Origin of the sequence: Pseudomonas sp. IPO3747 (assembly GCF_013385245.1) — a bacterium.
Lineage (GTDB): Bacteria > Pseudomonadota > Gammaproteobacteria > Pseudomonadales > Pseudomonadaceae > Aquipseudomonas > Aquipseudomonas edaphica.
Genome location: NZ_JACAQL010000016.1, coordinates 1 through 20,585, shown reverse-complemented (window position 1 = coordinate 20,585; position 20,585 = coordinate 1). Strand labels below are relative to the sequence as shown.

The 20,585-nt window shown below is 58.8% G+C and carries 10 protein-coding genes, 1 rRNA gene and 2 pseudogenes; 4 read left to right on the top strand and 9 right to left on the bottom strand.

The window, feature by feature from the left end; translation table 11 throughout:
• Positions 1 to 84 precede the first annotated feature (84 nt).
• A 5S ribosomal RNA gene (gene rrf / locus HX790_RS20260) occupies positions 85 to 200 on the top strand.
• Between the two features lie 181 nt (positions 201 to 381).
• Here rrf and HX790_RS20255 read toward each other — a convergent pair.
• Positions 382 to 564 (bottom strand): annotated as a pseudogene (locus HX790_RS20255) (hypothetical protein); the annotation flags it as partial.
• Positions 565 to 700: 136 nt separating this feature from the next.
• Positions 701 to 1,378: pseudogene (locus HX790_RS20250) on the bottom strand (FecR domain-containing protein); the annotation flags it as partial.
• A 382-nt stretch (positions 1,379 to 1,760) separates the two neighbouring features.
• Here HX790_RS20250 and HX790_RS20245 point away from each other — a divergent pair.
• Entirely contained in the window at positions 1,761 to 3,641 is a 1,881-nt protein-coding gene (locus HX790_RS20245; RefSeq protein ID WP_017134438.1) for a methyl-accepting chemotaxis protein, read from the top strand.
• Positions 3,642 to 3,679: 38 nt separating this feature from the next.
• On the opposite strand, the gene HX790_RS20240 is transcribed toward HX790_RS20245, so the two are convergent.
• The 5 genes from HX790_RS20240 to HX790_RS20220 form a co-directional block, all read right to left on the bottom strand.
• On the bottom strand, positions 3,680 to 4,138 hold the full coding sequence (locus HX790_RS20240; RefSeq protein ID WP_176992008.1) for an SRPBCC family protein: 459 nt from the start codon (positions 4,136 to 4,138) through the stop codon (positions 3,680 to 3,682).
• A gap of 11 nt (positions 4,139 to 4,149) precedes the next feature.
• Entirely contained in the window at positions 4,150 to 7,524 is a 3,375-nt protein-coding gene (locus HX790_RS20235; protein ID WP_176992007.1) for an amino acid adenylation domain-containing protein, read from the bottom strand.
• Positions 7,512 to 8,468 (bottom strand): diiron oxygenase, encoded by a 957-nt coding sequence (locus HX790_RS20230; protein WP_170039334.1) that lies wholly within the window; start codon positions 8,466 to 8,468, stop codon positions 7,512 to 7,514. The genes HX790_RS20235 and HX790_RS20230 overlap by 13 nt, the downstream gene beginning before the upstream one ends.
• Complete coding sequence (locus HX790_RS20225; protein WP_176992006.1) at positions 8,465 to 9,223, bottom strand: DUF3050 domain-containing protein; 759 nt, start codon at positions 9,221 to 9,223, stop codon at positions 8,465 to 8,467. The genes HX790_RS20230 and HX790_RS20225 overlap by 4 nt, the downstream gene beginning before the upstream one ends.
• A gap of 378 nt (positions 9,224 to 9,601) precedes the next feature.
• Positions 9,602 to 10,312, bottom strand: coding sequence for a GntR family transcriptional regulator (locus HX790_RS20220; protein ID WP_017134433.1), 711 nt, complete (start codon positions 10,310 to 10,312; stop codon positions 9,602 to 9,604).
• A 318-nt stretch (positions 10,313 to 10,630) separates the two neighbouring features.
• On the opposite strand from HX790_RS20220, the gene lapG reads away from it, so the two are divergent.
• Both lapG and lapD read left to right on the top strand, forming a co-directional pair.
• Complete coding sequence (gene lapG, locus HX790_RS20215; protein WP_370589355.1) at positions 10,631 to 11,254, top strand: cysteine protease LapG; 624 nt, start codon at positions 10,631 to 10,633, stop codon at positions 11,252 to 11,254.
• 14 nt (positions 11,255 to 11,268) lie between these two features.
• Positions 11,269 to 13,215 (top strand): cyclic di-GMP receptor LapD, encoded by a 1,947-nt coding sequence (gene lapD / locus HX790_RS20210; protein WP_017134431.1) that lies wholly within the window; start codon positions 11,269 to 11,271, stop codon positions 13,213 to 13,215.
• Between the two features lie 76 nt (positions 13,216 to 13,291).
• Here lapD and HX790_RS20205 read toward each other — a convergent pair whose 3' ends face one another.
• Positions 13,292 to 13,630 (bottom strand): hypothetical protein, encoded by a 339-nt coding sequence (locus HX790_RS20205; RefSeq protein WP_017134430.1) that lies wholly within the window; start codon positions 13,628 to 13,630, stop codon positions 13,292 to 13,294.
• Positions 13,631 to 13,782: 152 nt separating this feature from the next.
• Positions 13,783 to 20,585 (bottom strand): immunoglobulin-like domain-containing protein (locus HX790_RS20200; protein ID WP_256351607.1); only part of this gene is annotated, 6,803 nt, incomplete at its 5' end.

The window sequence follows — 20,585 nt, the reverse complement described above, 5'->3', positions numbered from 1 at the left end:
AACGCAATCAGGGGTTTTGTTTATGTAGAAGTCCATGAATTTCACCGGCACGTTGCAAGCGCAACGGGCTGGTACACAGAATTTCTTGACGACCATAGAGCATTGGAACCACCTGATCCCATCCCGAACTCAGTAGTGAAACGATGCATCGCCGATGGTAGTGTGGGGTTTCCCCATGTGAGAGTAGGTCATCGTCAAGATTAAATTCCAAAACCCCTGATTGCTAACGCAGACAGGGGTTTTGTCGTTTAGGGGGGATGATAATGCCCCGGCTGCAGATCGCCCACATATACGTCTGGGCCGGACAAAGGCAACCTGACGGCACCCACAAAAAAGCCGGCACCAGGAATCAGGCGCCGGCTTGTTAGAAGCTTTAACGGATCAGAACTGATAGCTGACCGCCGCACTGACATTACGCTCTTCACCCAGATAGCAAAAGTTCAGGCTGGCACAGGACGCCACATAACTCTCATTGGTCAGGTTGTTGGCATTGAGCCTTACATCCACACCCTTCAAGCCCACTTTGCCCAAGTCGTATCCTCCTGAAGCGTCAAACAACGTATGGTAGGAGGAGTCTGGTGAGTCGTTGAGAAAGCGCACAGTCATGATCAAGGTCCGTAGAGGCCGGTCAAGGCAGATAAAGAGGCTTACTGTCTAAGCCGTACTCACGGAAAAAAGCCGCCAACAAAAACTGAAAAAGTCAGGCCAGGCGTTCCAGGCTCACCCACCAACGTGTGCGATAGCGCACTTGAACTGGCAGTGTTTGCGCAACGATCGTCAGCAACTTGTCGGTGTCGTCCAAGCGGAAAACCCCTGATAGCCGCAAGTCGCCGATATCCGCCGCACAGCCCAGGTAACCCTGACGGTAGCGCTCCACATCCGACACCAAGTCAGCCTGGCGCATGTCTCGCGTCACAATCAGCCCATCGGCCGTCTGCGGTGAATGGATGACCACATTGCCGCTGACCACGCTCAAGCGTGTGCACTCGCTGTCTTGGCTAACGGTAAAACGCCCATCGATGCCTTCGAGCAAGCCGTGGCGAGTGTGTACCAGCAAAGGTGCTGACGATGGCGAACCGCAGGTCACCAGGATTTTCCCGCGCACCAATGTGATCAGGCGCTGTTGCGGATTGAAGGTGAGGTACACCGTACTGTCGGAGTTGAGTTGCAGGCGTGTGCCGTCCGGTAATTGCACGCTGCGCCGCTCGCCGGTGGCGGTTGCGAAGTCGGAGGTCCAGCGCTGCCAGCCGGTCATGTCCCGGCTTATCCACGCCGCGGACCCCACCAACACCACACTCGACAACACCTTCAGTGCCCGTCGTCGGCCCAAGCCTTGTGCGACGTTTTCCAGTGCCGCATGCGCCCCAGGAATCGCCGCCCTTGCCCAAGCGACTGCGCAGACAAGTGTTGAGCCCGTTGTGGTGGGTGCTGCAAAGCGTGTGTACAACCCTTTCGCGCGCAATGTAGTCAGTAGAGGGCACTCACACAGGCCTGGCCAAGTGTCACAAATGACAATTAGTCGCATTGTCGCGAGGGCAGAAAAAATTTGCAGCGCCGAACCCTGAGCGTCTACCGCTGGTCGGTTTCCTACTCAAAATCAGGATGCTTCTCACAAATCTCTAAGATTTCTCCTGAAGTGGCCGAAAGCCTGACGAGCCATGCGTGCACCGAAATAGAGCGGCCGAAGAGTCCGCCTATCCCGTTACATGGAATGTTCCACTCGGCACGCTCACCCCCCTTTGGCAAAAGAAGTCGATGAAATGAATCTCAAGTTCAGTCATAAAATTCTACTGGCCGCGTCAGGCGTCGTGGTTCTGGCCTTCGCGCTATTTACCCTCTACAACGATTACCTGCAGCGCAGCACCATCAAACAAAACCTTGAGTCGTCCATTCAACAATCGGGCGAACTCACGGCCAGCAGCGTGCAGAACTGGCTCAGTGGCCGCATCCTGGTCCTCGAAAGCCTGGCGCAAAACGTTGCTCACCAGGGCAGCGGTGCTGACCTGCCAGGGCTGGTCGACCAGCCCGCGCTCACCTCGAACTTCCAGTTCACCTATGTCGGCCAAACCAACGGCGTATTTACGCAGCGCCCTGACGCCAAAATGCCCGACGATTACGACCCTCGTCAGCGCCCTTGGTACAAGCAGGCGGTCGCGGCCGATAAAACCATGCTCACTCCGCCTTATATGGCGGCGGTTGGCGGGCAAATCGTGACCATCGCCCTGCCGGTCAAAAAGAACGGCGAGCTGCTCGGCGTAGTCGGCGGTGACCTGAGTCTGCAAACCCTGGTGAAGATCATCAATTCGGTGGACTTCGGGGGTATTGGCCATGCGTTCCTGGTCAGCGCCGATGGCCAGGTCATCGTCAGTCCTGACCAGGACCAGGTGATGAAGAACCTCAAGGACATCTACCCGGGCACCAGCCTGCGTATCGAGAAGGTCAGCCAGGACGTTGTACTCAACGGCCAGGACCGCATTCTGTCATTTACCCCGATCAGCGGTTTGCCGGGCGCGGATTGGTACATCGGCCTGTCGATCGACAAAGACAAAGCCTACGCACCACTGAGTAAATTCCGTACATCGGCACTGATCGCCATGTTGATCGCCGTGGTGGCGATCGCCGTGCTGCTTAGCCTGCTGATTCAAGTGCTGTTGCGCCCGCTGACCACTATGGGCGTGGCCATGCAGGACATCGCCCAGGGCGAAGGCGATTTGACCCGCCGCCTGGACGTGACCAGCAAAGATGAGTTCGGCGAAGTGGGCAGTGCGTTCAACCAATTCGTCGAGCGCATCCATGCCTCGATTTCCGAAGTGTCTTCGGCTACGCGTCAGGTGCACGACCTGTCACAGCGCGTCATGGCGTCTTCCAACGCTTCAATCATCGGCTCGGACGAGCAAAGCGCGCGCACCAACAGCGTGGCAGCCGCCATCAACGAGCTGGGCGCCGCCACCCAGGAAATCGCCCGCAACGCAGCCGATGCATCGCAACATGCCAGCGGTGCTAGCGAGCAAGCAGATGACGGGCGCAAGGTGGTGGAGCAAACCATCCTGGCCATGTCGGAACTGTCGCAAAAGATCAGCTTGTCCTGTACGCAGATCGAAACCCTCAACGCCAGCACCGATAACATTGGGCACATCCTGGATGTGATCAAAGGCATCTCTCAGCAAACCAACTTGCTGGCGCTCAACGCGGCGATCGAGGCTGCGCGTGCCGGTGAAGCCGGGCGCGGATTTGCCGTGGTTGCCGATGAAGTGCGCAACCTGGCGCACCGTACCCAGGAATCGGCCGAAGAGATCCACAAGATGATCACTTCGCTGCAAGTGGGCTCGCGTGAAGCCGTGACCACCATGAACGCCAGCCAGGTCTCCAGCGAAGAAAGCGTTGAAGTGGCCAACCAGGCGGGTGAGCGCCTGGTCAGCGTGACGCAGCGAATCGTCGAGATCGATGGCATGAACCAATCGGTTGCGGCGGCTACCGAAGAGCAGACCGCAGTGGTTGAAACCCTCAACGTTGATATCAACCAGATCAATCTGTTGAACCAGCAAGGTGTCGTCAACCTCAACGAAACGCTCAAGGACTGCGATGCGTTGTCGCAGCAGGCCAGTCGATTGAAGCAACTGGTCGACAGCTTCAAGATCTGACCCGGCTTGGCAGGAGCGAGGCCTCTCGCTCCTGCTGATCAGTCGAACATCCGGCGCACATTCTCCAAGGCGCTGTCGGCAAAAGCCTGCGCAAACTGCTCGAACTCCGCCTGCGGTGTATCAACCGGTTCGCCAATCAGCGTCCAGGTCGCCCTGGCGTGTTTGGCGCCAAGTGCTTCCACACGCATGGCGGCCCATAGCCGCGCGACCCCCAAGGTGTTGTAGAGGGTGGTCCACGTCATGCACATCGCTTCGTCGTCACGGCTGTTGAGTTGCTCAACGACGCGATGCCCATCATGGAAAAATTTGGTGCGTAATGCGCCTACGCCGGTTCCCGTCATTTCGATGTGCGACAGGGCAGGAATGAAGGCATCAAAGCCTGCAAAATTTCCCACCACACTCCACAGGCTTGCGGCATCGCACGCGACGTCAACACACGCTATCAGCGGCGCGCCATTCGGGTTACGGATCAATGTATCGGGTTGCAGCGGTTCCATAAGGAGTCCTGTCAAAGAAAGCCAATGGCCTTGAGGTGGTCGCAGCCTTTGCGCAACAGCGCAGGGTCCTTTCGCGGGTACTGTTCGCCCATCGCTGCCACACCCTGGCGTGCGTTGTCGTGACAAATCATCGAGACGTCGCTGATATCTTCCGCGAGGTCATCCAGGTAAAAACCCAGTACGCCAAACAGCGCGTTATCAGGCCCCACCGTTGGCAGCATCTTTTGCCACTGCGCGACGCTCACCCGTTCGAAAAGATGGCCGGCCTGGCTGAATGCATCCAGGTAATGGTCCCAGCTCAAAGGCTGCGGGTTATGCAGGTTGAAGACGTTTCGCCGTGCCGCGAATTGACCGCAGTGAAACGCGACGAAACGTGCGAGAAAGTCCACCGGCATCAAGTCAAAATTCACTTCCAGGCTGGGCGCGAGGCCCAACTGCAGCGACCCCTTGAGCATCAGCATCAGGCGGTTGTTTTGCGGCTGGCAAATAGCGTTGTGGCTGTTGAACGCAATATTCCCCGGTCGATGAATATTCACCCAGGCACCTTGTTCGACCGCACGCCCCAGCAGCCGCTCGGCAACCCACTTGGAAAGGTTGTAGCCATTCTTGAGGTAGAGCGGCAACGTGGCCACGGCCGGTGCTTCGAGGATGTGACCCTGAGCGTCGATGCTGCTGCAGGCTGACAGCGTCGAGATGAAGTTGAAGACTTTCTTGCTGTGGGTTTCACACAGGCGCAGGCACTCAAGCACGGGTTCGACGTTATCCCGGGCAAGTGAGGCATAGTCCAGCACATGGTTGACCCTGGCTGCGTTGTGCACCAACACACCATGGTTTCGGGCGAGGTGGTCATAGACATCGCAGGCCAGGCCCAGACGAGGCTGGCTCATGTCAGCGGCATAAACCTGCACACGGCTCAGGTCCAGATGCTCCAGGTGGTACTCGCGCAGTGCCTGTGCAAACCGCGCTGGCGCCGAGTGCCCCGGGCGTTCACGCACCAGGCATGCCACCTCCCGTGCTCCACCCGCCAACAACGCTTCGACCAGATGCACACCCACGAAGCTGTTTGCACCCGTGACGATCACCTTGCGCGGATCCCCAGCGGACCGCTCTGGCAGGATTTCTACATTCAGCGCCTGGCATGCGTCCTTTTCCATCTGGCATGACGGTGTGTAAGACGGTGCGGCGTCTTCCATCAGCAAGGCAAGCGAACGAATCGTCGGTGCTTCAAAAAAACGGTTCAAAGAAAGGCTGCGGCCAAACTGTTCGCGCAATCGCAGCAGCAAGGTCGACAGCAAGATGGAATGGCCGCCCAGATTGAAAAAACTCTCATCAATACAAAGATCAACGCCAGGCACGCCCAACAACTCGCTCCACAGGGTCACCAGTTGCGTTTGCAGCGGCGTTTGCGCCGAGGCGCGGGCGGTGCGCGGCATCGCGTGCCCGAGCACCGTCAGCAACGCCTGGCGGTCAATTTTGCCATTGCCGGTGCAGGGCATGCCCGGCAGCTCTGTCCAGCGCTCGGGTTGCATGTAAGCCGGCAACCACTGCTCTGCATGCTGCTTCAGATCCGTCACCGTTGTGTCGGCCTCGGGCTGGGCGGCAAAAGCTAAAATCCGTCGGTCACGGTCGATCACCACCGCCACTTGGCGAAATAGCCGACTGCTGCGCAGGCACTGTTCGATCTCCTGGGGTTCGACGCGAAAGCCCCGGATTTTCACCTGATCGTCCCGTCGTCCGCCCAGCTCTATACCGTCCGCCGTCCATTTGGCCCGGTCACCGCTGCGGTAGGCCCTCAGCGCTTGGCCGCCCGGCAACGTAAGCTCAACGAACGGGTTGCCCCCGGGCGGCGGCGTGGTCACATACCCCAGCCCTACGCCAGGGCCTGTGATGTAAAGGTCGCCCATGACCTGCTCATCCACCGGTTGCAGCGCGTCATCGAGGATCAGCACCTGGCTGTTGGCAATGGGGCGCCCCACGTTGCGATTGCTGTCACCGGGGCGCAACGTCCGGTGGCTGACCAGCACCGTGGTCTCGGTAGGGCCGTAGAGGTTGTGCAACTGGCACTGGCCCGCCAGCCGTTCGATCACATAGGGTTCGCAGGCATCGCCGCCGGTCACCAGATGGGTCAGGCCCAGGGGCTGATCCAACGGCAGGATGCTCAGTAGCGCCGGCGGCAAAAAACCATGGCTGATGCGCTGTTGGCGAATCAACTCGACCAGTTGCTGAGGGTCGCGCCGCTGCTCTTCGGTTGGGACGATCAACTCGGCACCGGCGATCAGGGCCGGGAAGATATCGATCAGTGATGAGTCGAAACTCAGTGGCGAAAACTGCAGGACACGGCTGTGTTCATCCAACGCCAGGCTGGCGCCGGTCCAGCTGGTGAAATGCGCAAGATTGCCCTGGCTCAGTAGTACGCCTTTGGGCTGGCCGGTGGTGCCCGAGGTGAACAGCACCATGCACGGAGCGTCGATGTCGGGGCGGCGTTGTATCAATGGCTGCGTGATGTCGGCGTGGTTGGAGTCAATATTGCCGACACTCAGTGTCGTGAACTGCTCGCGCAAAGGGTGTCGGCCGTCATCCAGCAATACCTTGGCGCCGCTGTGTTCCAGCATGGCCTGCTGGCGTTGCGGCGGATGATCCGGAGCCAGTGGCAGATACACCGCGCCGCAACCGAGTACTGCGAGAATACTGGCATACAACTCGACGGACTTTTCCAGGCACACGCCAACCACCGGCGTCTCAACGCCTTCCAGTAGAGGGTGCAGGCGTTGCTGGATCGACAAGGCGCGAAGCTGCAATTGGCGGTAGGTCAGCACGCTACCCGCGATGTTCAGCGCCGGGCGCTCGGCGAAGGCGTGCAGACCGGCCTGCAATCGCTCGATCATCGGCACCTGGGCAGCCAGCAACAAGGCTGGCTGGTCGGTGCGATTGAACCGGTGCATAAACGCAAGGGCATCCAGTCCGTGCAAGCTTTGTTCAGGCCAGAGGTTAATGGTGCTGCTGGCGGCAAAAAAGCCCGCGTCCCTCGAGAAGCCGCTGACCAGCGAGGTGGCCCACTCCACGAGTGAGCTTGTCGCCTGCCGGCGCAATCGCTGGCCGTTGCCGCTGGGCTCCTCGGCAACGTTATGTACCGCCAGCACGCGTTGGTCACGGTCATAGCAGCGTAACTGCAGTGAGGGCAGGCCGCCTTCGTACACCGGGCCGATACCCAACCGCAGGCTTAACCATCGGGTTGCGGCACAGTATGCGAGCGGCGCTTGAGTGCCGTCCTCGATAAACAGGTCGAAGGCTTGTGTCACGCTGGCGTGTCCGTATTCTTCGAGCACTTGCTTCAGCGCAATCAGGGCGTGGCTGGTGCCGGCCCATCCGATACTCAGACGTCGCATGTCTGCCTCCCCGACTCGGGCAGGTAGTCGCTCAACGCGCGGGCGACGCTTGGCGTGTGCAGCACGCCGCTGTTATGCAGGAACCCCATGATATTGCCGAGCAGCGGGTGCTGGCGGGTGATGGGAAAGTGCAGGGCCGTGACTTCGTCGCGTAGTGCCTGGCGGATGTCGGTGCCTACGTCCAGGTGCTCGACAAGCTGAAGGTCGAAGCCTTTGTGCAGCGTGTTGGTCAGGTAGTGGGTCAAGAAGGTCGGCAGGACTGCGGCGATGCTGTCGCGGTCTGCCGGGCTAGCCGCCTGCCAGTAGAGACGCACCAGCTGCGTCCAGAACTGGGCGTGACGCCCCTCGTCAAACAAGTGGTCGGCCATCAAGCCGCGAATCGAAGGTTTGACGCTATCGTCCTTGGCAAACGCCGCTACATCGTGGGTGACGGTGTTCTCGGCGATGGCCACGCCAATCAACGCTACAGCGTCGTGCAGGTGTTGCGGGGCAAGCGCCTGGGCGGCCGGCAAGGCCCGGCTCAGTTCGATTTGCGTGGGCAGCTCGAGCGGTTGTATGCCGGTCAGTTCAATGGTCTGTTGCAGGAAGTCCAACGCGACCAGCGCGTGGTAATCCTCATCGACCACGACCGTCATCGCATCAATGCGACAGGCAAGGGGGAAGGGCAGTGCAAAGCGATTCTTGGCAATGCTGCGGGCGGTCTTGTCGACGATCTCGGTTTCGAAGATCACCACGTCATTAATGAATTTGTAGAAACTTTGCGTCAACACGAAGTCGCGCCACTGCGGGCAATGCTCGACAAAAGTTGCGTTTAGCACCAAGGGTTGGCGGCAGAGCGGAAAGATCAAGCGATCGTCGTTTTCCAGCAGGCGCCGGGGGCGCGTGCGGATGGTGGCGCGACGTTCCCAATCTTCGGCAAACGAGCGGTAGTCTGCGGTGTTCATGGTCGCACCTCGTGTAGGGAGGCATGTACGTCGTCCCAGAAACCGAGGCGGTTTTCTATGGCGCTGATGGCGGTTTCATCCGCTTCGCGTTGGCGCTTGGGGTCGGCACCGATCAAGCGCTGGAGTAACTGCTCTGCGCCTGGGCCATGATCCTCGGTGTCCAGTTCGATGTGACGGCTGAGGTAGTGACAGAACAACGGTGCCTGACGCGCCATGAAGGCGTCGCCCTGCAGAATACGTTCGAACATCGATGGGATGACGCTCTCGCGGCCGTGCAGGAACGTCGCTGCCACACAGTGGGCGGGCGCGTTCAGCGCGATCTGCAAGGTGCTGCTGACGAAGCGCGTTACGCCAGGGCGTACATTGACCCTTTGCATCGCAGCATCTGCCTGGACGCCTTGGCGCTGCAGTTCAATGAAGCGTTGGATGGCTGAGGTGTCTGCGCCGGTCTCGGTCATCGCCTCCAGATATAGCTCGAAGTGGCTGCAGTGGCCACGCGTTGGATGTTCGTCTGACTCTTCGCCAAGCACTATTTCATTGATCAGGCGTGCGCTTTGCGGGTCAGCGGGTGGCAGCCACGGCAATTGCATGCATGTCAGATCCTGCTGCAGGCGTTTAGCCAAGCTCATGAAGTCCCAAACAGCAAATACATGCTGCTCCATAAAAATTTGTAACTTGTTAAGTGAAGTTATTTCTGCAAATAACGGATGGCTGCATAGCTGTAGTTTTTTTTGTTCAAGCAAATGTTGATGCATGGTTGACGCCTATAAGTTGTTGCGACTGCTCTGGAAACAGTAATGGGGTTTTGTAATGAAAAGCGGATGGCCTGCGTTTAGGCAAGCCACGCGTACAGCGCTAACCTGACATAGGTTGGCACTGCCGAATGAAGTGTTCTTTTATGGGTGAAAGATAATAATCCGATTAAACGTTTGGATAAACCGATGAAAGTATTAAATGTTTTTGCGGGAAGGAACTAGTCGTGATCAAGTAGTGTGCAAGTGTGTGAGAAGTTTCTTTAGCAAGCGTGGGCTTATTTGAATGTTAATCTCAACGTGGCGCATAAACGTGGGGCACTTCCTGAGAGGATAGATACCCCATAGCGTTAACGTGGCAAGAAAGGGCGGTGTAAACCCTTACTGTGAAGTTTTTTTTGCGGTGCCCTCAAGGCTATCGAGGTAGGTATTGATCACTTCCATGCCGCGCATCAGGTGATTGCGTAGCGTCAGGATGCTTTCGTCGACTTTCTTGTGCACCACCAGGTTCAGCAATTCACGGTGATCTTCCTGGGATGTCTCGCCCAGGCCCATCGCTTCGAGGTTGAAGCGCAGAAAGCGTTCCTCCTCATTCAAGCCGTGCGCAACCAGATTGAGCAACCGCTGGTTGGGCGCCTTGCCATACAACGCCATGTGGAACAGACGATTGAGCCGGCCAATCTCGGCATAGTCACGCTCTTGTTCCAACGCATTGATGCAGGCTTCAGCCTCGGCAATGTCTGCGTCGGTGAGCAACGGAATTGACAGGCGCAGCGCTTCGGATTCCAGCAACATGCGCAGGGCATAGGTCTCGGCCGAATTGTCTTGGATCAACGGCGCAACCACAGCACCTTTGTGGGTTACCACATGGAGCAAGGACTGGGCTTCCAGCTGGCGCAAGGCTTCGCGCACGGGCATGCGGCTGACGCCGAACAGGCTGGCCAATTCTTGCTGGCGCATCGCGGTACCACAGGGCAACCTGCCGTCGAGAATGGCATTGCGCAACGTTTCTTCAATAACGGCGCGTGCAAGATGGGCGGGAATAGGCCCGCTGATTTTGATGCTGCTTAATGGGTTCGGCTTCTGCGTCACGGTTACGCTATCCTCCCTTCTTGAATGGAGTGTGTTTAATTGGATCCAAAGCACACTAGAGATGGGTCGCGCGCTTGTCAAACAGCCAAAGTTTCAGTTTGTAAGGGCTTACAGGCGGAACTTTGTGAGTCCCACAAGCGGTGTTTATAAACTCGAACCCCTCATGAATGATTGCACTGTGCCATTGTTTTTTGTTGATCGAAGCTTCACCATCCCTGAAATTCCGTCTCCCTTCACGGACTGAACGCCTTGGCGGTAAGTTTTATTCCCTCTCGAATAGTCGGCTGGCTACTTTCAGCGACTTTGCTCGCTGGCCTGATGCCCGGCGGGCTGCATGCCGATTGGGATTTCTCGCAGATCAGCCGCAAAGCCACGGCTCTGTACGGGCCGCTCGGCGAGGGCCAACAGCGCATCGACGCCTGGCAGCGCCTGTTGGCGACTGAAAAGAAGGTCGATGAACAGGAGCAGCTCAAGGTCGTCAACCTGTTCTTCAACAAGCAAATGAGCTACGTAGAAGACATCGACCTCTGGCACGTGGTCGACTATTGGGAAACCCCCATCGAAGCGCTGTGGAAGGGTGCAGGAGATTGCGAGGACTACGCAATCGCCAAGTATTTCAGCCTGCGCCACCTGGGCGTCTCCAGCGACAAATTGCGCATTACTTACGTTAAGGCTTTGCGTCAGAATCGCGCGCACATGGTGCTGACGTATTACCCGACGCCCGATGCCATCCCGCTGGTGCTCGACAGCCTGATGGATGAGATCCTGCCGGCCACCCGCCGTACCGACCTGGTGCCGGTGTACTCATTCAACGCCGAGGGCTTGTACCTGCCCGGCGCCAAGGGCAACAAGAAAGTCGGTGATACCAAACGCTTGTCGCGTTGGCAGGATGTGTTGAAAAAAATGCGTGCGGAAGGCTTCCCGGCCGAGCCTGCCAACTAGGAGTAACTGATCGGATGTCACTGTTCAAACAACTATTGATCGCAATCTGTCTGTTCCTGGTGGTCGCCTTCAGCGGCAGCTTCATGGTCAGCCTGGAAAGCTCGCGCACCCAATACGTCAACCAATTGCGCTCCCATGCACAGGACGCGGCTACTGCGCTGGCATTGTCGCTGACGCCCAATATCGACGACCCGGCGATGGTGGAGTTGCTGGTCAGCTCGATTTTCGACAGTGGCTATTACGCCAGCATCCGCGTGGTGGATTTAGCCACCGACAAAACCATCGTCGAACGCAGCGGCATCCCGGACAACAACGGCGTGCCCAACTGGTTCGTCAAGCTGATCGGCCTTGAACCGGCCGGTGGCGATGCACTGGTCAACCGCGGCTGGGAGCAGGCGGCGCGCGTGGAGGTGGTCAGCCACCCGATGTTCGCCCTGGCCAAGCTCTGGCAAAGCGCCTTGGGCAGCCTGGGCTGGTTGCTGCTGTGCGGCGCGGTGAGTGCGGTGCTCGGTGCATTGCTGCTTCGTCGGCAGTTGAAGCCGTTGGACTACATGGTCAAACAGTCCCACGCCATCGCCCGCCGCGAGTTTCTCAGCCTGCCGGATCTGCCCCGCACGCCGGAACTGCGGCGCGTAGTGCAGGCCATGAACCAGATGGTGGAGAAGCTCAAGGCGCTGTTCCAGGAGCAGGCCGAGCGCAGTGAAAAATTGCGCATCGAATCCTATCAAGACAACCTGACCGGCCTCGCCAACCGGCGTTATTTCGAGATGCAGCTCAACGCCCGCGTCAGTAACCCGGAAGACACCAACTCCGGTTACCTGCTGCTGCTGCGAGTCAAGGACCTGGCCGGCCTTAACCAACGCCTGGGTGGTCAGCGCACCGACCAGTTGCTGCAAGCGGTTGGCGAACAATTATTGCGCCAGTGTGAGCCTTACCCGGAAACCCACAACCTCGTCACCCGTATTCGTGGTGGCGAGTTCGCGGTTCTGGCGCCGGGGCTGGTGCGTGAAGAAGCGCTGCAATTGGCACAAAACCTTGAAAGCACCCTGCTCAGCTTGCAGGCCACCAGTGCCAGTGACGTCACGCCGGTGGCCTACATTGGCCTTGCGCCATTCAACCATGGTGATTCGCCCCAGGCATTGCTGACCCTGGCTGACCAGGCTCTGGCCCAGGCCGAAGGGCAGGGCGACAGCAGTTGGGTGTGCCTGGACCACAGCGCCGCCGCCAGTGTCGGTGACGATCACCATGCCTGGCACACGCTGTTGGACCAGGCCCTTACCCACCAGCGTTTTGAGCTGTACTTCCAGCCGGTTGTCGCCAGCCAGGACCCGCAATTGGTGCTGCACTACAAAGTGCTGTCGCGTTTGCAGGATGACGACGGCCACACCATCCCGGCCGGGCGTTTCCTGCCGTGGCTTGAGCGTTTCGGCTGGACTGCACGCCTGGACCGACTGATGCTCGAACACGTGCTCAAGCAGATGGCCAGCCATACGCACAGCCTGGCGCTGAACCTCTCGGCGGCCACCTTGCAGGATGCCCAGGCGTTGAACCGGATTGTCGAGTTGCTGCGCCAGCACAGCAACCTCGGCCCGCGCTTGACCCTGGAGATTGGCGAAGAACAATTACCCGAGCAGGCTCTGCTGGAGCAGTTGACCCAGCGCCTGCGCGAGTTGGGCTTCTCCCTCAGTCTGCAGCGTTTTGGTGGGCGCTTCAGCATGATCGGCAACCTGGCACGCCTGGGCCTGGCGTACCTGAAGATCGACGGCAGCTACATCCGCGCCATCGACCAGGAAAGCGACAAACGCCTGTTTATCGAAGCGATCCAGCGCGCGGCCCACAGCATCGACTTGCCGTTGATTGCCGAGCGCGTGGAGACCGAAGGTGAATTGAAGGTGATTCGCGAGATGGGGATTTTCGGTGTGCAGGGGCAGTTGATTGGTGAGCCTGCGCCCTGGAAGTGATGCAAATCCAATGTGTGTGCGGGCTGGGAGCAGGCAAGCCAGCTCCCACATTTCGATCCGGTTCGACTTTAAGAAATCAGATCAACCCAGTCTCTTCATCATTGATCAGATGGCTCAACCCACCCAGCGCTTCCCGTGCATGGTTACGGTCCATCAGCTTGGCCTGGGCCGCCGGGGGCAGGTCGGTGACGCTGATCACGCCCTTGCGGGTCAGTACCTGAATCAAGTCGTCCAGTACCCGGATCATCTCCATGTCACTTTGTTTGAGCTGGGCCAGGCTGGTTTCCACCACTTCGTTGGCGTACCAGGCCTGGATCTCATGGTGATCGGCCGGCAGGGTTTCGGTCGAATCGGCAAAGGCGGCGGCCTCCACGCGACTCAGCACTCCCTGTGCATCACGTTGCACGTAAAACATAAGAATCCCTCGAAAATGAGCCACACGCGTTCACCAGCATAGGTCAATGCTGTGTTTATGGTCGCGAGTATGCGATGCAACCGGCCGCCAGGGCCAGCGACGTATCGCCCAAGCAAATCGACCGCCCTTGCGGGCGGCCGATAAATCACAGCTTAGGAGGTGTGGTCGATCTTGATGGTCGGGTCGGCGCCTGTGATCAGCGAGTTGATGCTGGTGTGCGACCAATCATTGCCTTCCAGCTTGATGGTCACATCGGCATTGGCCAGGCCGCCGGCGGCGTTGAGCTTGCCTTCACTGCTGATTTGCAGGGTCGACACACCTTCTACCGTGGTGATCTTGAGGTAGTTGTCGATGGTGCTGTCCGTCTCACCTTTCAACAGATCCTTGAGATCGATTCGGTCACCTTCCGAGGCCTTGAAGTCCTTGATCACGTCGTTGCCGAAGTCGCCCGCCTTCCAGACGAAGGTGTCGGCACCCGAGCCGCCGATCAGGATGTCGTTGCCCGGCCCACCGATCAGGGTGTCGTTACCGGTGCCACCCAACAGGATGTCATTGCCTTTGCCGCCGTCCAGCAGGTCGTTGCCGCCCTGGCCGAACAGGATGTCATCACCTGCGCCGCCCAACAGCGTGTCGTTGCCGTCCTTGGCGCCGGAGACGTCGAAGTCCGCGTAGTGCTCGGTGACGTACTGGTGCACGTTCGAGGTGGTTACCGCGGAGACGGCCACACCGGTTTTCTGTGCCACAAAGGCCTGCAGTGCGTTGTAGCCCTCACCGGTAATCCCGCTGAAGCTCACCAGGTCGCCGAAGAGGATGTCGTTGCCGTCGCCACCGCTGATGGTGTCGGCGCCTGGCAGCGTGGCTTCGGTGTGGCCGAGGATCGCGTTGGCCAGGTCCTTCGGATCGATGTTGCTTTGCGGCTTGCCATCGGTGTCGTAAGGCTTGAGGTCGTTGAGGCTGACGTCGCCGTTGATACCGATGGCTTCAACCGCCGACAAGCCTTTGAGCAGTGCAAAACCGCTGTTGGCATTGCTGGTGGTTGACGAGTCGGTGCTGCTGCCGCTGCCGTTGAGGTACGAGACTTCAAACGTCCCGTCGCCCTGGGCATGCACGGTGCCGATAACGCCGTTGTCGTACCAACTGCCACCGCGGTATTGCACCCACTGGTGGACCTGGCCACGACTGTCGATCAACTGCAGGTTAGTGCCATTGACGTTGATGTTGAAGGTGTTGCCCAGCACATAGTTGTTGGTGTTGATGTAATCGTCCAAGCGACCATCGGTGGTGTTGCTGCTATAGAAATCAACCACCACCGGGTTCGTCTGCTCGCCGCTTTGGTAGTAGGTTGGCTGACCATCGGTGATGAAGTACGTCAGGTTCGTGGCACTTGTGTTACTGGTTGCCAGGTTACTCTGGAAGAAGTTCGCAGTGGCCTTGAACACGTCTTCATAGTTGGTACCGCCACCCGACACCATCGAATCCAGCACGGACTTGAGCAACGTCAGTGCATTTGGATCGTTAAGGTTGATCGCGATCGACTTGTTCACCTGGGTATCGAAGTCCGCCAGGAAGATGTTCACGGTGCCCGAGGTGTTCGCGCCGAGGCTGTCTTTGAGCGAGTTGAACACCGACGTCAGCGAAGCTTTGGCCGCGTTGACCGAAGCGGTGCTCATACTGCCGGAACTGTCCACCATGAACGCGATGTTGTAGTTCTTGCCTTGCACCACGTTCAGGCCGCCGATATCGGCCACGACGATGTCATTGCCGTCAGTGCCGACAATGTTGTCGCTGCCCGAAGTACCCGTCACCGAGTTGTAGGTTGCCGGGTACACGGTGACTGGCAATTGCGCCGTGGTAGACGCCGAACCGCCGAGGCTTTCGGTGGAGGTCGACGTCACGGTCAGGTTGAACTGGCCGCTGTAATAGGTCGGTGGCTTGATGGACAGGGTGTTCAGGTCCCAGCCCGTGACGTTCACTTCGCCCACGCCTTTGGTCGCAGTGAAGGTGTGCCCGGACGCGTCGGTGAGGACCGAGCCTGCCGGTACGCCGCTGATCTTCACGCTCAGGGTTTCCGAACCGTCGGTATCAGTCAGCGCGGTGGTTACCTTGGACAGCTTCACAGTGCCGTTTTCCTGGGCTTCGTTAAGCTTGTAGCCCACGTAATAACCGTCACCGTTGCTGCCATGCAGGTCGGACACGGTCACACCGGCGTTGGTCAAATCAGTGAGGCCGGTGTACAGCGGCACGGTGCTGGTGCTCAAGTTCTGAATCGCCCCGCCGTTGATCGACAGATTGACGTCAAAGCTGCCAGGCCCCGCTTGGTTGGCTTGGTAGATCTCGAGGCTGTAGTAACCGCTGACCGTTGGCGTAAACGAGCCGCTGAATTTGCCGCTGTTGGTCGCCCATAGCCCGCTGGCAATGTCTTTGCCGCCAACGTTGACCACCACACTGTCATCGGCGACGCCGCTGAAGGTGTAGCTCTTGCCAGCTTCCATGTACATCAGGCCGGAGATCTTGGAGCCAGAGCCGGCGTTGACATTGTCGACTGACTCGACATTGGTGACGACACTGGTGTTGTTCGGCGTACCTGCGTTGTCGATGGCGTTTTTCAGTACGTCTGGTGCCGCGCCGTTCCCGTTGGTGCCGAGGCCGGCAATGCTGTTCCAGCCCTGTTTGATCAGACCGGTCGAGGCGACATTGTTATCGGCCACGTTCAGCGTAGGTGCATCGGCCACGGGTGTGATATCGACTTTCACCGTGGCGCTGTTGCCCAGGTCCTTGCCGTCGGTAGGCTGGAACTTGAACTGCGCATAATCAGCCTGCTTGTTGCCAACACCGGTGCCGCCATAACCGTCGGCGCCGGACTCGTTGGCGTTAGGCATAAAGCGCAACTGGCCGCCGTCGATCTGGGCCTTGGTGAAGGTCTGGTTGGCAGTCACGTTGGTCCAGGTGGTGCCATCCGCTGCCAGGTATTGCAGCTTGCCGGCCACCGGCAGGTCGGTGATTTTCACGCCCAGGCTGGCTTGTGGCGAATCCACATCGGTCACGCCGAAGTTGGCCCAGGTCAGCGCCAGCGGCGTGTCTTCGGTGCCGGTCACGGCGCTGCCGGTGGCGACTGGCGGATCGTTGACTGCCACCACGTTAACGGTGGTGGTGGCAACGTTGGAATAGTTGCCGCCATCGGTCACGGTCACGGTGATGGTCCGCGGCGTGGTGCTTGGGTCGTGACTGTTGTTGGTGAACGTGATGTTCTGGATACGCTGCATGTAATCAGCCAGCGTCGCGCTGCCCGACAACGTCAGGGTGATGGTGCCCGTCTGGTTGTTGGTGCTGACGATGATGCCATTGACGCTGTTGCCCAGGTTCAGTGCATCACCGGCCTGTGCGTTGGTCAGGGTGACCGTCGCACCGGTCAGCATCGTGCTGTCCGGATCGGTGATCTTGATATCGGTGTCGGCAATCGACACACCCGGCCCGGCGGTGCCTTCGGTGAACGTGGTTCTGTAGTCGGCACCGGTCGCGCCGCTGGAGTTGTTGGCGTCCAGGTCGATGACCGGCGGCGCATCGTTATCGATGATATTGGTGCTGACGCTGCCGTTGCCGACCACCAGGTTCTCGAAGTTGCCGCCGGTGGTCTTGTCGATAGTGATGACAATCTGTTCGGTCGGCTCGGTGATCCTGTCGTCGATCGTGGCGATGTTAAACGGCACGCTGCTGGCACCCGCCGGGATCTTCACGGTGTACACGCCGTTGAAGTCCGAACCGTCGGTGGCGGTGCCGCTGTACTTGAGCGTCACGGTCACATCGGTTTGCGCCGGGTTGCTCAGGGTCAGCGTGTAATGCGCAGTACCGCCTTCCGTCACCGAGGCGTCGCCGGTGATGCTGATGGTGGTGTTGTTGACCACATCCGTCACTTTGGTGGTGACGGTGCTGCCGTCGACGATCAGGTGTTCGTACTTGTCGCCGCCGCTGACTACGCCGGTAATCTTGTTGTTCACATCGTTGGCGCCGACATACGCGTCGTTAGGCGCAACAGCCGTGGTGGTGCTGCTGGACTTGCCGTTGCCGATGGTAATGGTCGAGCCGTTATCCAGCCTTACCACCAAGTCGGAACCGACGTTGGTCACTGCCGCGCCGTTCTTGTCGACCAGCGATGCGGTGTAGGTAATCTGACCGCCTTCAGCGACCGAGCCGGTGGCTTTGAGTACCACGGTCACATCATCGATGGTGTCGTTGATGGTGGTGGTCGCGCCGCCCGGAGTGATGGTCACGCCTTCGAAGTTACCGCCGGTAGTGCCGGTGATCTTGACGGTTTGGGTGCTCTTGTCGATGAACACGTCATCGCCAGGCGCGGCAACGGTCACAGAGCCTACGGTCGCACCTTGCTTGATGGTGATGCTCGAACCGTTATCCAGCGTGACTACCATGTCGGTGCCAGCCTTGTTGCTCAAGGTGGCGGTGTAGGTGATGGTGCCGCCTTCGTTGACGGCACTTGGTGCGGTCAGCGTGACGCTGGTGAGATCGGTGGTGCCTGGGGTATCCGTCACTGTGGTGTTAACAGGCGTAGTGCCTGGCACCAGATTCTCGAAGTGCGCGCCGCCGGTCACGTTGGTGATGGCGGTGGTAACGGTCTGGTCGCCTTTGTACACGTCGTTGGGTGCTACGACGGTGACGGTGCCGCTGGACTGGTTCACACCGATGGTGATGGTTTTGCCGTTGTCCAGGGTCACGGTCAGCGGGCTGGTGATGTTGGTCACCAGCGCGCCGTTTTTATCCACAAGGCTGGCGGTGTAGATGATGTTGCCGCCTTCGCCAACGGTGGTGGTGGCGGTGAGGACTACATCAACCTTGTCGATGGTGTCGTTGATCGTCGTGGTTGCGCCGTTACCTGCAACTTCCAGTTTCTCGAAGTTGCCGCCAGCGGTGTCGGTGATCTTGACGGTCTGGGTGCTCTTGTCGATGAACACGTCATCGCTAGGCGCAGGGACGGTTACGGTGCCGACGGTGTCACCAGCTTTGATGGTGATGGTCGAGCCGTTATCCAGTTTCAGGGTTACGTCAGTACCGGCCTTGTTGCTCAAGGTGGCGGTGTAAGTGATCTGGCCACCTTCGTTGACGGCACTTGGAGCGGTCAGCGTGACGGTTGTGGTGTCCGCAGTGCCAGGTGTGTCAGTCACTGTGGTGTTAACAGGCGTTGTGCCTGGCACCAGATTCTCGAAGTGCGCGCCGCCGGTCACGTTGGTGATGGCGGTGGTAACGGTCTGGTCGCCTTTGTACACGTCGTTTGGTGCTACAACGGTGACGCTGCCATTCGACTGATTCACACCGATGGTAATGGTCTGGCCATTGTCCAAAGTCACGGTCAGCGGGTTGGTGATGTTGGTCACTGCCGCGCCGTTTTTATCCACAAGGCTGGCGGTGTAGACGATGTTGCCGCCTTCACCGACGGTGGTGGTGGCGGTCAGAACCACATCCACTTTGTCGATGGTGTCGTTGATGGTGGTGGTTGCGCCGTTACCTGCAACTTCCAGTTTTTCGAAGTTGCCGCCAGCAGTGTCGGTGATCTTCACCGTCTGGGTGCTCTTGTCGATGAACACGTCATCGCTAGGCGCAGGGACGGTCACGGTGCCGACGGTGTCGCCCGCTTTGATGGTGATGGTCGAGCCGTTATCCAACTTCAGCGTGACGTCAGTACCCGCTTTGTTGCTCAAGGTTGCCGTGTAAGTGATCTGGCCACCTTCGTTGACGGCACTTGGCGCGGTCAGCGTGACGGTCGTGGTGTCTGCAGTGCCAGGTGTGTCCGTGACGGTGGTATTCACCGGCGTTGTGCCCGGCACCAGGTTTTCGAAGTGCTCGCCTCCAGTTACACCCTTAATTGCGGTGGTAACGGTCTGGTCGCCTTTGTATACGTCGTTAGGCGCAACAGTGGTGACGGTGCCGCTGGACTGGTTCACACCGATGGTGATGGTTTTGCCGTTGTCCAGGGTGACGGTCAGCGGGCTGGTGATGTTGGTCACCGGATTGCCCGACTTGTCGACCAGCGACGCGGTGTAAACGATGTTGCCGCCTTCACCAACGGTGGTAGTGGCGGTCAGGACCACATCGACTTTGTCGATGGTGTCGTTGATCGTGGTGGTCGCACCGTTACCTGCAACTTCCAGTTTTTCGAAGTTGCCGCCAGCAGTGTCGGTGATCTTGACCGTCTGGGTGCTCTTGTCGATGAACACGTCATCGCTAGGCGCAGGGACGGTCACGGTGCCGACGGCGTCGCCCGCTTTGATGGTGATGGTCGAGCCGTTATCCAACTTCAGCGTGACGTCAGTGCCCGCTTTATTGGAGAGCGTAGCGGTGTAGGTGATCTGACCACCTTCGTTCACTTCAGACGGAGCCGTCAGTGTCACAGTGGTGGTGTTATCGGTACCCGGAGTATCGGTGACGGTGGTGCTAACCGGCGTGGTGCCTGGCACCAGATTCTCGAAGTGCGCGCCGCCGGTCACGTTGGTGATGGCGGTAGTGACAGTCTGGTCGCCCTTGTACACGTCATCTGGAGCTACAACGGTCACGCTGCCGTTCGACTGGTTCACACCGATGGTAATGGTCTGGCCATTGTCCAAAGTCACGGTCAGCGGGTTGGTGATGTTGGTCACTGCCGCGCCGTTTTTATCCACAAGGCTGGCGGTGTAGACGATATTGCCGCCTTCACCAACGGTGGTGGTGGCAGTCAGAACTACATCCACTTTGTCGATGGTGTCGTTGATCGTGGTGGTTGCGCCGTTACCTGCAACTTCCAGTTTCTCGAAGTTACCGCCAACAGTGTCAGTGATCTTGACGGTTTGAGTGCTCTTGTCGATGAACACGTCATCGCTAGGCGCAGGGACGGTTACGGAGCCAACGGTGTCGCCCGCTTTGATGGTGATAGTCGAGCCGTTATCCAACTTCAGGGTTACGTCAGTACCGG